Here is a 12,207-nt window from a genome sequence, read left to right on the forward strand (position 1 = left end):
GTGACTGGTGTCCCGAGGTTGGCTCTCCCCATCGGGCCACGGCCCCGCCGGCCCCCGCGCGCGCACCCGGCGGGGACGGCCGGCCGGGCGGAGAGAGGGGAAGCTCTCCGCCCGGCCACGTCCGACGCCCCGGAAGGAGGCAGAGATGACCACACTCACCCGCGGAGTCCGCTCCGCTGCCCATAACGTCGCCGGCGCCGCCCAGCACGAGGCCCCGCGGCCGCGCCACCGGGCGCTGCCCGCGCCCCGTCCGGCGCACACCGCCGTCGGCCAGCTGCACGCGGCCCGCGCCGGCCTCGCCGACGCCGCCGACGCGACCTCGCCCGCGGTCCGCTACGTCAGCGCGCACCTCGCCGCGCTGCGCGCCGCCGCCGCGGTCCTGGCCGCCCACCAGCCCCTCGACCTCAGCCGCCGCCGGGCCCGTCCGCGCAGCGTCTGGGTCCTGCTCCCGGAGGCCGATCCCGCCCTGCGCGAATGGGCCGCCTACTTCGCCGCCGGCGCCGACAAGCGCGCCGCCGCCGAAGCCGGCCTGCCCCGGGCGGTGACCTCGCGCGAGGCCGACGAGCTCCTGCACGACGCGGAGATCTTCGTCACCCTCGTCGAGGACACCCTCGGCATCCCCATCCAGCAGACGCTCCCCACCACCAACCGGGCGAGCTGAGCGGCGCGATGGGATCGCGCGGCGGCTGAGGCGGTCGCCTTGAGACCCCCGGAGGACGCGTGTTGCGGGGCAGCTTCCTCCGGGCCCGACGTCCCGGCGTGAGGGGCGGACGTCAGTCCGCCCCGTCCGCGCCTCACTCCGGGACCCCACCCCGGCCGTCGACCCCTTGGGACGGCCGGCAGGTCGGGCCGTCGCGGCGCCCCCCTCACCGGCCCCCGACGGCCCGACCAACTCCCCCCCCCGCCCCCGACCGTCCTCCCACCCGCGCCCGCTCGTCCTCGCGCCCGCGCCGCGCCGTTCGCGCGCGCCCGCGTATGGCTGGCTTCACGCCCGTGCCCGGGTGTTCCCGTACCTGCACCCGGTCGTTCTCCGCACCCGTGCCTGGTCGCGCCCGCGCCTGCCGTCCTCACGCCCATGCCTGGCCGTTCTCGCGCCTAAGTCTGGTCGTTCTTGTCGCTGGTCTGGCTGTTCTCGGGCCCGCGTCCGGCGGTCCCCGCACCCGCGTCTGATCGCCCTGACGTCCGTGCCCGGTCGCCTGACGTCCGCCCCTGTTCGTCGCCGCGCCCGCGTATGGCTGGCTTCACGCTCGTGTCAGGGCGGTCCCGCACACGCGCCTGGTGGTGTCGACGCTGGCCGTCTTCGGGACTGCGTGCGGTCGTCGTCGCCTGCGTATGGCTGTCGTCGGGCCTGCGTCCGGTCGCGTCCGCGCTTGTGGCTCGTCGGGCCTGCGCCCGGTCGGCCTCATGCGTGCGTGGGGCTGGCTTCGGGTCTGGGTCGGTCGTTCTTGGGCTTGGGTCTGGCTGGGTTCGTGGAGGCGCTCGGCCGGGGTTGTGTCGGGCTGCGCTCGGATGTGGCGGGGGTGAGTAGGCGGGGTATCGGGGGGTTCGTGATGGCTCTGGGGGACGGCTCTTGGGGCTCGGGTGTGGCGATGGAGATTGAGCGTTCGGTTTCGGTGGGCGGGCTTGCGGGGTGTACGGAGAACCGCAGGCGCGGCGTCGCCGGGTGGGCGTGTGGGGGACGGGGCGCCGTTGGTTCTCGCGTTCCGGCGCTGGTGACGTGGTTCGGAGACGGGGGCTGTCGGCATCGGCGCGGCGATGGGCGGACGGGGCGATGGAGATCGTTATCGCGAAGAACGATCTTCGGCTCCACCTCGGGCGATGGCCGGAGGTGGTCACGGGCTGTGTTGGCGCGACAGGGAATGCCGCAGGGTTGTTTGACCGCCTAAGTGGTTTATGAAGTGCGCGACGCCCTTTGTTGTGGGACGACAATATCGGGGTGGCGATACGACGAAATGGCGGGGATGGACGGCCGGCGCGCGAGCGTGCGGCCGAGAGGGCGGGAGCGGCGACGCTGCCCGCGTTGCTGGCGTTTCTGGGGGTGGTGGCGTACTCGCTGTCGATGGCGGTGCTGACGCCCGCGATGCCGCTCGTCCAGCGGGATCTGCACACCTCGGCGGCGGGGGCGGCGTGGGGGTTGACCGCGATGATGCTGTCGGCGGCCGTCTCGACCCCGGTCGTGGGACGCCTGGGTGACCTGTACGGGCCCCGGCGGGTGCTGCTGGTGGTCCTGGTGGTCGCGACGGCCGGGACGGTCCTGGCGGCGGTTTCACCGTCTTTGGGGGTCTTGCTGGTGGGCCGGGCCCTGGCCGGGATCGGCGGCGGCGTGTTCCCGCTGGCGTACACGGTCATCCGGAGCGTGCTGCCGCCGGCGCGGACGGCGTCGGCGGTCGGGCTGATGTCGTCGATGCTCGGGCTGGGCGGGGCGCTGTCGTGGTGCGTGGCGGGCCCGGTGATCGACCTGCTGGGGTGGCGGTGGCTGCTGTGGATGCCGGTGGCCGGGCTGGCGCCGGGGCTGGTGCTGGCGTGGCGGCTCGTCCCGCGGGTGCCGGGACGTCCGGGCGCGGGCGTGGACTGGTGGGGCGCGGGCCTGTTCTCGGCGTGGATGGTGGCGGCCCTGACGGCGCTCACGCAGGGCATGGCGTGGGGATGGACATCTCCGGGCGTTCTGGGCCTGGCGGGCGCCTCCGGGGCGCTGGCGGCCGTCTGGTGGGTCGTGGAGCGGCGTGTGGCCGAGCCCCTCGTCGATCCCCGGCTCATGCGCGTGCGCGGGGTCTGGACGGCGAACGCGGCGTCGCTGCTGGCCGGTTACGGCCTGATGGCGGGTGGGGTGCTGTTCCCGCTGCTGGTCCAGGCGCCCCGTCCCACGGGGTTCGGGGGAAGTGCGACGGCGGCGGCGATGCTCCAGCTTCCGGCGAGCATCGGGATGACGCTCGCGGGCATCACGGCCGGACGGCTCCACCACCGCGTCGGCTCACGCGCCGTGCTGGTGTTCGGGGCCGTCCTCACCGGCGCCGGATACGCGTTCGTCGCGCTCGTCCACGGCGCCATGTGGGAGCTCTACGTCGGCGGCACCGCGCGGGGGATCGGCCTCGGGCTCGCCTACGCGGCGGTCGCGAACCTGGTCGTCGCGGCCGTCGAGCCCGCGCGGACGGGCGTCGCGACCGGGGTCAACACCCTGCTGCGGACGGTCGGCGGATCCCTCGGGACACAGGTGAGCGCGGTCATCCTCACCGCCTCGGCCGTGCGGGGCCACCCGGCGGGGACGGGCTACACGGTGGGCTTCGCCGTCACCGCGGCCACGATGGCCGGGGTGCTGGCGCTCGCACTGGCCGCCCCGGGACGGCGGGCAGCGCGCCCCTCGGAGGCGCTGGACGTCCGAACACCCGAAAAATGCACAAACGCCTGAATGTGCATCCGCACGCCCGAACGCACCGCGCCGCACCGAGCGCGCAGCGTGACGCCCTCCCCGCGCGCGGGGAGCGGCGGGCGCGGCGCGGGCAGCGGAACGGCCCGGCGGCACGCGGCCGCCGGGCCGTTCAGCGAAGATCGTCCGTCCGGCCCCCGGATGGGGCCCAGGGGCCGTGGCGCGGACGCTAGAAGGACTCCACGGCCCGGCGGGCCTCGGGGTCCAGCACGCCCCAGCCGATGAGCTCCTCGGTGAGCTCGGTCGGGGACTTGTCGTAGATCACGGCGAGAGAACGCAGGTCCTCCTGCCGGATGGACAGGACCTTTCCGTTGTAGTCGCCCCGCTGGCTCTGGATCGTCGCGGCGTAGCGGGCGAGGGGACCGGCCTTGTCCTTCGGAAGCTGCTGCAGGCGCTCAAGGTCGATGACGAGCTTGGGCGTTGGCCCGAGCGGGCTCGGCGCGGCTCCGCCGGGCAGCAACTCGGAGACCGGCACGCCGTAGAAATCGGCGAGCTCGGCCAGCTTCTGAACGGTGACGGCGCGGTCGCCCCGCTCGTACGAACCCACGACGACGGCCTTCCAGCGGCCACGGGACTTCTCCTCCACACCGTGCAGGGACAGGCCCTGCTGGGTGCGGATGGCGCGCAGGCGCGCGCCGAGAGCCTTAGCGTATTCAGACGGCATTTCGCGGCCCCCCAGGCTCACTTCGTCGTCGTTCTCGGATTCCCGGCGCCGGTGGGTCCGGCGCCGGAGGAGACGGGCTCCCGGAGCCCGTCACGGCTCGGAAGTCCCCCTCCAGGGATGGTTACGGACAGTGACGGTAAAACGGTGACGCCCCCAGGTCAAGCCGATTGGAAAAAAGCGGTCGAATCCGTAGGTGTCGATCCGGGTCGTCCGGATCGGCGCGAAGGGCCGCACGCCCCGCTCGACGGGCGTTCCGGAACCCCTGCGCGCCTCCCGCGCGCGTGGGCGCGCGAGCCGGGTGTGACCGCTCTCACCAGGCACGATGTGCCGGGCAGGGGTTCGGTTCAGCCGGGTCCGCCTGCTACCTTGTCCGGGACAAGCGTCCTTTAAGACCCGTCCTGTGAGGCGGGAAAGGAGGTTCAGGTGGTGAATGCTGCCCACCGGCCGGACGATCCGGCCGAGGCGCGAGTGACCGGCCGTGACAGCGGTGCGGACCCCCGGCAGAAGGCCGTTCTGGAGGGTCCCGACATCCGGCGCGCGCTCACCCGTATCGCCCACGAGATCCTCGAGCGCACCAAGGGCGGCGAGGACGTCGTCCTGCTCGGCATCCAGACCCGCGGCGTGACGCTCGCCGAGCGGCTGGCCGCGGCGCTGCACGAGGTCGAGGGACGGCCCGTCCCGTGGGGCTCCCTGGACGTCACGATGTACCGCGACGACCTGCGGCTGCGGCCCGCCCGCGCGATCCGCCGCACCGAGCTGCCCAAGGGCGGCATCGAGGACCGCGTCGTCGTCCTGGTCGACGACGTGCTGTTCTCCGGCCGCACCGTGCGCGCCGCGCTCGACGCGCTGAACGAGCTCGGCCGCCCCCGCGCCGTCCAGCTCGCCGTCCTGGTGGACCGCGGGCACCGCGAACTCCCGATCCGCGCCGACTACGTGGGCAAGAACCTGCCCACCTCCACGCGCGAGACGGTGAAGGTCCTGCTGGCCGAGAACGACGGCCGCGACGCCGTCCTCCTCGGTCCGAAGGAGGAGAAGTAAGTGAAGCGTCACCTCATCTCGGCCGCCGACCTCACCCGCGACGACGCGCTGCTCGTCCTCGACACCGCCGAGGAGCTGGCCCGCGCGACCGAGGGGTCGATGAAGAAGCTGCCGACGCTGCGCGGCCGCACCGTGGTCAACCTCTTCTTCGAGGACTCCACCCGCACCCGCATCTCGTTCGAGGCCGCCGCCAAGCGGCTCAGCGCGGACGTGATCAACTTCTCCGCCAAGGGCTCGTCGGTCAGCAAGGGCGAGAGCCTGAAGGACACCGCGCTCACCCTGGAGGCCATGGGCGCCGACGGCGTCGTCATCCGGCACGGCGCGTCCGGCGCGCCGCACCGGCTGGCCAACTGGGTCAAGGGCAGCGTCGTGAACGCCGGGGACGGCACGCACGAGCACCCCACCCAGGCGCTGCTGGACGCCTTCACCATGCGCCGCCGCCTCGGCGACCTGGAGGGCCGGAAGGTCACCATCGTCGGGGACATCCTGCACAGCCGGGTGGCACGGTCCAACGTGCTCCTGCTGAACACCCTGGGCGCCGAGGTCACCGTGGTCGCCCCGCCGACGCTGCTGCCGGTCGCGATCGACACCTGGCCCGCCGACGTCTCCTACGACCTGGACGCGGTGCTGCCCAAGAGCGACGTCGTCATGATGCTGCGCGTCCAGCACGAGCGGATGAACGCCGGGTACTTCCCGACCGTCCGCGAGTACAGCCGCCGCTACGGCCTGGACGCCGAACGCATGGCCCGCCTCGCCGACCACGCCATCGTCATGCACCCCGGGCCGATGAACCGGGGCGTGGAGATCGCGGCCGAGGTCGCCGACTCCGTCCGGTCCACCATCGTCGAGCAGGTCGCCAACGGCGTCAGCGCCCGGATGGCCGTTCTCTACCTGCTGCTCGGCGGTTCCGAGCCCGCCATCGGCAAGGAGGTCTCCCAGTGAGCACCACGTACGTCATCAAGGGCGCCCGCGTCCTGGGCGGGGAGCCCGCCGTCATCCTGGTCCGCGACGGCGTGATCGCCGAGATCGGCCCGGACCTGTCCGCCGAGGGCGCGCAGGTCGTCGAGGCCGCCGGCCTCGTCGCGCTGCCCGGCCTGGTGGACCTGCACACCCACCTGCGCGAGCCCGGCCGCGAGGACGCCGAGACGGTCGAGTCCGGCACCCGGGCCGCCGCGATGGGCGGGTACACCGCCGTCCACGCGATGGCCAACACCGACCCCGTCGCCGACACCGCGGGCGTCGTCGAGCAGGTCTGGCGGCTCGGCCGCGAGGCCGGGTACTGCGACGTCCAGCCGGTCGGCGCGGTCACCGTCGGGCTGAAGGGCGAGCGGCTCGCCGAGATCGGCGCGATGGCCGACTCGGCCGCCGGCGTCCGGGTGTTCTCCGACGACGGCCACTGCGTCTCGGACGCGGTCGTCATGCGCCGCGCGCTGGAGTACGTCAAGGCGTTCGACGGCGTGGTCGCCCAGCACGCGCAGGAGCCCCGGCTGACCGAGGGCGCGCAGATGAACGAGGGCGAGATGAGCGCCGCGCTCGGCATGCGCGGCTGGCCCGCGGTCGCCGAGGAGGCGATCATCGCCCGGGACGTGCTGCTCGCCCAGCACGTCGGGTCGCGGCTGCACGTGTGCCACGTGTCCACGGCGGGCTCGGTGGAGATCATCCGCTGGGCCAAGTCCAAGGGCTGCCGGGTGACCGCCGAGGTCACCCCGCACCACCTGCTGCTCGACGACGGCCTCGCCGCGTCCTACGACCCGACCTACAAGGTCAACCCGCCGCTGCGCACCGCCGACGACGTCACCGCGCTCCGGCACGCCCTGGCGGACGGCACGATCGACATCGTCGCCACCGACCACGCGCCGCACCCGGTCGAGGCCAAGGAGACCGAGTGGGCCGTGGCCGCGATGGGCATGATCGGCCTGGAGACCGCGCTCTCGGTGGTCCAGGAGGCCATGGTCGAGACCGGCCTGCTCGACTGGGCCGGGGTCGCCGAGCGCATGTCGACCGCCCCGGCCCGCATCGGCCGCCTCTCCGGACAGGGTCGTCCGCTGGAGGCGGGCTCGCCCGCCAACATCACGCTGTACGACCCGTCGCCGCGCCGCGCCGTGGACCCGACCGCGATGGCGTCCAAGAGCCGCAACACCCCGTACGCGGGGATGACGCTGCCCGGACGCGTCGTCGCGACGTTCCTGCGCGGCAGGGCGACCGTCCTGGAAGGAAAGCTGCAGTGACCCCACCTCCCGCCCTGCTCGTCCTGGAAGACGGACGGACGTTCCAGGGGGTCGCCTACGGGGCCGAGGGCGAGACCTTCGGCGAGATGGTCTTCAACACCGGTATGACCGGCTACCAGGAGACCCTGACCGACCCGTCCTACGCCCGCCAGATCGTGGCGATGACCGCCCCGCACATCGGCAACACCGGCGTGAACGACGAGGACCCCGAGTCGGCCCGCATCCAGGTCGCCGGGTACGTGGTGCGCGAGCCCGCCCGCGTGGCGTCCAACTGGCGGGCCACCGGCTCGCTCGGCTCGGCCCTGCGCGCGCAGGGCGTCGTCGGCATCGCGATCACCGGCACCCGGGCGCTCACCCGGCACCTGCGCGACCGCGGCGCGATGCGCGCCGGGATCTTCAGCGGGGACGCCGCCGCCGCCCCCGTGGACGAACTGCTGAAGCGCGTCCAGGAGTCGCCGCAGATGGCCGGCGCGGCCCTCGCCGAGGAGGTCGCCACCCAGGAGGCCTACGTGGTCCCGGCGATCGGCGAGAAGCGGTTCACGGTCGCGGCCGTGGACCTCGGCATCAAGGGCATGACCCCGCACCGGATGGCCGAGCGCGGCATCGAGGTGCACGTCCTGCCCGCGACCGCCACCGCCGGGGACATCGCCGCCCTGGACCCCGACGGCGTGTTCTTCTCCAACGGCCCGGGCGACCCCGGCACCGCCGACCACCAGGTCGCGGCGCTGCGCGGCGTGCTGGACGCCGGCAGGCCGTTCTTCGGCATCTGCTTCGGCAACCAGATCTTCGGCCGCGCGCTCGGCCTCGGCACCTACAAGCTCCGGTTCGGGCACCGCGGCGTGAACCAGCCGGTCCAGGACGTCCGGACCGGCAAGGTCGAGATCTCCGCGCACAACCACGGGTTCGCCGTGGACGCGCCCAAGGACGGCCCGTTCGACACCCCGTACGGCCGCGCCGAGGTCTCCCACGTGAACCTGAACGACGGCTGCGTCGAGGGCCTGCGGCTGCTCGACCGCCCGGCGTTCAGCGTCCAGTACCACCCTGAAGCGGCGGCGGGCCCCCACGACGCCTCCGGCCTCTTCGATCAGTTCGTCCAGATCATGGAGGCCGGGAAGTAATGCCGCGCAGGGAAGACATCCGGTCCGTCCTGGTCATCGGGTCCGGCCCGATCGTGATCGGGCAGGCCGCCGAGTTCGACTACTCCGGCACGCAGGCGTGCCGGGTGCTGAAGGCGGAGGGCCTGCGGGTCGTCCTGGTCAACAGCAACCCCGCGACGATCATGACCGACCCGGAGATGGCGGACGCGACCTACGTCGAGCCGATCACCCCGGAGACCGTCGAGAAGATCATCGCCAAGGAGCGGCCGGACGCGCTGCTGCCCACCCTGGGCGGCCAGACGGCCCTCAACACCGCGATCGCCCTCTTCGAGGGCGGCGTGCTGGAGCGGTACGGCGTCGAGCTGATCGGCGCGGACGTCGACGCCATCCAGGCGGGCGAGAACCGCGAGCGGTTCAAGGAGGTCGTCGCCAAGGTCGCCCGCGAGCAGGGGCTGAACGCCGAGTCCGCGCGGTCGGTCATCTGCCACACCATGGACGAGGTCCTGGCGGGCGCCGGCGAGCTCGGCTACCCGGTGGTCGTCCGGCCGTCGTTCACCATGGGCGGCGCGGGCTCCGGCTTCGCCCACGACGAGGACGACCTGCGCCGCATCGCCGGCGCCGGGCTCGACGCGTCCCCGACCAGCGAGGTGCTCCTGGAGGAGTCGATCCTCGGCTGGAAGGAGTACGAGCTGGAGGTGATGCGCGACCGCAACGACAACGTCGTCATCGTCTGCTCGATCGAGAACCTCGACCCGATGGGCGTGCACACCGGCGACTCGATCACCGTCGCGCCCGCGATGACGCTCACCGACCGCGAGTACCAGAACATGCGGGACGTGGCGATCGCGGTGATCCGCGAGGTCGGCGTCGACACCGGCGGCTGCAACATCCAGTTCGCCGTGCACCCCGGCACCGGCCGGATGATCGTCATCGAGATGAACCCGCGGGTGTCGCGGTCCTCGGCGCTGGCGTCCAAGGCCACCGGGTTCCCGATCGCCAAGATCGCGGCGCGGCTGGCCGTCGGCTACACGCTGGACGAGATCCCGAACGACATCACCCGCGTCACCCCGGCCTCGTTCGAGCCGACGCTCGACTACGTCGTGGTCAAGGTCCCGCGGTTCGCGTTCGAGAAGTTCCCCGGCGCGGACGGCACGCTCACCACGCACATGAAGTCGGTCGGCGAGGCCATGGCCATCGGCCGCAACTTCACCGAGGCGCTGCAGAAGGCGCTGCGGTCGCTGGAGCAGAAGGGCTCGTCCTTCTCCTGGGCGGGCGCGGTCGGCGACAAGGCCGAGTGGCTGGCGAGGGCCGCCGAGCCGCACGACGGGCGCGTGCGGGCCGTCCAGCGGGCGATGTGGGCGGGCGCGACCGTCCAGGAGGCCTACGAGGCGACCCGGATCGACCCGTGGTTCCTCGACCAGATCGCCGGGCTGAACGAGATCGCCGCCGAGATCCGCACCGCCGAGGACGCGCTGACCCGCGACAAGATCCTCACCGCCAAGCGGCACGGCTTCTCCGACGCCCAGATCGGCGAGCTGCGCGGGCTGTCGGAGGACGTCGTCCGCGAGGTGCGGCACGCCCTCGGCGTCCGGCCGGTCTACCTGACGGTGGACACCTGCGCCGCCGAGTTCGAGGCGAAGACGCCGTACCTGTACTCGGCTTACGACGAGGAGACCGAGGTCCCGCCGGGGGAGAAGCCCAAGGTCATCATCCTCGGCTCCGGGCCGAACCGGATCGGGCAGGGCGTGGAGTTCGATTACTCCTGCGTGCACGCGTCCTTCACCCTCGCCGAGGCCGGCTACGAGACCGTCATGGTCAACTGCAACCCCGAGACGGTCTCGACCGACTACGACACCTCCGACCGGCTCTACTTCGAGCCGCTCACCCTGGAGGACGTCCTGGAGGTCGTGCACGCCGAGCAGCGGTCCGGCGAGGTCGCGGGCGTGATCGTCCAGCTCGGCGGGCAGACGCCGCTCGGCCTGTCGCAGAAGCTCAAGGACGCGGGCGTGCCGATCGTCGGCACCTCGCCCGAGTCGATCCACCTGGCGGAGGAGCGCGGCGCGTTCGGCCGCGTCCTGCACCGGGCCGGGCTCACCGCGCCCAAGCACGGCACCGCCACCTCCTACGAGGAGGCGCGGGAGATCGCCGCCGAGATCGGCTACCCGGTCCTGGTCCGGCCGTCCTACGTGCTCGGCGGGCGCGGCATGGAGATCGTGTACGACGACGCCACGCTGGAGTCGTACATGACGAAGGCGACCGAGGCGTCCCCCGAGCACCCCGTGCTGGTGGACCGGTTCCTCGACGAGGCCATCGAGATCGACGTGGACGCCTTGTACGACGGCGAGGAGCTGTACCTCGGCGGCGTCATGGAGCACATCGAGGAGGCCGGGATCCACTCCGGCGACTCGGCGTGCGCGCTCCCGCCGATCACCCTCGGCCACGACGACCTGCACCGCATCCGGGAGGCCACCGAGGCGCTCGCGAAGGGCATCGGCGTCCGCGGGCTGATGAACGTCCAGTTCGCGCTGTCGGCGGGCGTCCTGTACGTCCTGGAGGCCAACCCGCGCGCGTCCCGGACGGTCCCGTTCGTGTCGAAGGCGACGGCCGTGCCGCTGGCCAAGGCCGCCGCCCGCGTCATGATGGGCGCGACGATCGGCGCGCTGCGCGCCGATGGCCTGCTGCCGCCGTCCGGCGACGGCGGGGCCCTCCCGCTGGACGCGCCGATCGCGGTCAAGGAGGCCGTCCTGCCCTTCGACCGGTTCCGCAACGCCAAGGGGCAGGGCGTGGACACCGTCCTCGGCCCGGAGATGCGGTCCACCGGCGAGGTCATGGGCATCGACGAGGTGTTCGGCACCGCCTACGCCAAGTCGCAGCAGGCCGCCTACGGCTCGCTGCCGACCAAGGGCCGGCTGTTCGTGTCGGTGGCGAACCGGGACAAGCGCCACATGATCTTCCCCGTCAAGCGCCTCGCTGACCTGGGCTTTGAGATTCTTGCCACGGAAGGGACCGCCGAGGTCCTGCGCCGCAACGGCGTGCGTGCCAAGATCGTGCGCAAGCACAGCGACGGCCCCGGCGCGGAAGGCGAGCCGACCATCGTACGGCGCGTCCTCGACGGCGAGGTGGACCTCATCGTCAATACTCCCTTCGGGAGCCCCGGCCAGTCCGGGCCCCGGCTGGACGGCTACGAGATCAGGACCGCGGCCGTCCTGCGCGGCGTGCCGTGCGTGACCACCGTCCAGGGGCTCGCCGCGGCCGTGCAGGGCATTGAGGCCGTCGCCGGCGGGCAGGTCGGCGTCCGCTCCCTCCAGGAGCACGCCGAGCGGCTCAGCGGCGCGCACGGCGTGCTCGGGCAGGGGTGAGCTGATCAGGGACGGGCTCCGGCGGGCCGACCCCGCGCGCGACGCCGCGCGGCGGGCGGCCCGCCGGCCCGGACGAGGACGAGAGGGAGACGGGTGTCCGACACACCGGTGCAGACGTCGGCGACGGTCCTGACGGTCCGCCAGGTGCAGGACTACCACGCGCTGACGCTGGTGGCCCCCGCGATCGCCGAGCGGTTCCGTCCCGGCCAGTTCGTGGCGGTCGCCGTCGGCGGCGAGCACTCCGGGCGGCTGGTGCGGCGCTGCTTCTCGGTGTACGAGGTCAAGTCGGACTACGGCGGGACGATCGAGATCGTGTTCGCCGACACCGAGCCCGGCACGTCCTGGCTGACCCGGCGGCGCTCCCGCGACCAGATCGACCTGCTCGGCCCGCTCGGCC

9 protein-coding genes are annotated in these 12,207 nt (G+C 73.1%); 8 read left to right on the forward strand and 1 reads right to left on the reverse strand.

The genetic code is table 11. The features are described from left to right. The first annotated feature begins 145 nt into the window (after positions 1-145). A complete protein-coding gene (locus AB0J52_RS11815; protein WP_500181558.1) occupies positions 146-661 on the forward strand; it encodes an SAV_6107 family HEPN domain-containing protein in 516 nt (171 codons plus the stop codon). A 1,359-nt stretch (positions 662-2,020) separates the two neighbouring features. Continuing rightward, the gene (locus tag AB0J52_RS11820; protein WP_500181559.1) at positions 2,021-3,406 is read left to right on the forward strand and encodes an MFS transporter; all 1,386 of its coding nucleotides are present in this window, start codon (positions 2,021-2,023) and stop codon (positions 3,404-3,406) included. 187 nt (positions 3,407-3,593) lie between these two features. Here the strand turns inward: AB0J52_RS11820 and bldD are convergent, their stop codons facing one another. Continuing rightward, positions 3,594-4,088 (reverse strand): transcriptional regulator BldD, encoded by a 495-nt coding sequence (bldD, locus tag AB0J52_RS11825; protein ID WP_021597992.1) that lies wholly within the window; start codon positions 4,086-4,088, stop codon positions 3,594-3,596. 468 nt (positions 4,089-4,556) lie between these two features. Here bldD and pyrR point away from each other — a divergent pair, with 468 nt between their 5' ends. The 6 genes from pyrR to AB0J52_RS11855 all read left to right on the forward strand — a co-directional run. Continuing rightward, a complete protein-coding gene (pyrR, locus tag AB0J52_RS11830; protein WP_500181565.1) occupies positions 4,557-5,126 on the forward strand; it encodes a bifunctional pyr operon transcriptional regulator/uracil phosphoribosyltransferase PyrR in 570 nt (189 codons plus the stop codon). Beyond that, complete coding sequence (locus AB0J52_RS11835) at positions 5,127-6,068, forward strand: aspartate carbamoyltransferase catalytic subunit (RefSeq protein ID WP_500181560.1); 942 nt, start codon at positions 5,127-5,129, stop codon at positions 6,066-6,068. Next, positions 6,065-7,354 (forward strand): dihydroorotase, encoded by a 1,290-nt coding sequence (locus AB0J52_RS11840; RefSeq protein WP_500181561.1) that lies wholly within the window; start codon positions 6,065-6,067, stop codon positions 7,352-7,354. The genes AB0J52_RS11835 and AB0J52_RS11840 overlap by 4 nt, the downstream gene beginning before the upstream one ends. Next, positions 7,351-8,472 (forward strand): glutamine-hydrolyzing carbamoyl-phosphate synthase small subunit, encoded by a 1,122-nt coding sequence (gene carA, locus AB0J52_RS11845; protein WP_500181562.1) that lies wholly within the window; start codon positions 7,351-7,353, stop codon positions 8,470-8,472. The genes AB0J52_RS11840 and carA overlap by 4 nt, the downstream gene beginning before the upstream one ends. Further along, a complete protein-coding gene (carB, locus tag AB0J52_RS11850; protein ID WP_500181563.1) occupies positions 8,472-11,810 on the forward strand; it encodes a carbamoyl-phosphate synthase large subunit in 3,339 nt (1,112 codons plus the stop codon). The genes carA and carB overlap by 1 nt, the downstream gene beginning before the upstream one ends. Positions 11,811-11,903: 93 nt before the next feature. Beyond that, a partial coding sequence (locus AB0J52_RS11855) for a ferredoxin reductase domain-containing protein (RefSeq protein ID WP_500181564.1) occupies positions 11,904-12,207 on the forward strand: 304 nt, incomplete at its 3' end.

Origin of the sequence: Spirillospora sp. NPDC049652 (assembly GCF_040675125.1) — a bacterium.
Classification (GTDB): Bacteria; Actinomycetota; Actinomycetes; order Streptosporangiales; family Streptosporangiaceae; genus Spirillospora.

Excerpts from the sequence above, each read along its gene's own strand:
- AB0J52_RS11815 (WP_500181558.1), top strand. The coding sequence starts at position 146 with ATGACCACACTCACCCGCGGAGTCCGCTCCGCTGCCCATAACGTCGCC.
- bldD (WP_021597992.1), bottom strand. The coding sequence starts at position 4,088 with ATGCCGTCTGAATACGCTAAGGCTCTCGGCGCGCGCCTGCGCGCCATC.
- carB (WP_500181563.1), top strand. The coding sequence starts at position 8,472 with ATGCCGCGCAGGGAAGACATCCGGTCCGTCCTGGTCATCGGGTCCGGC.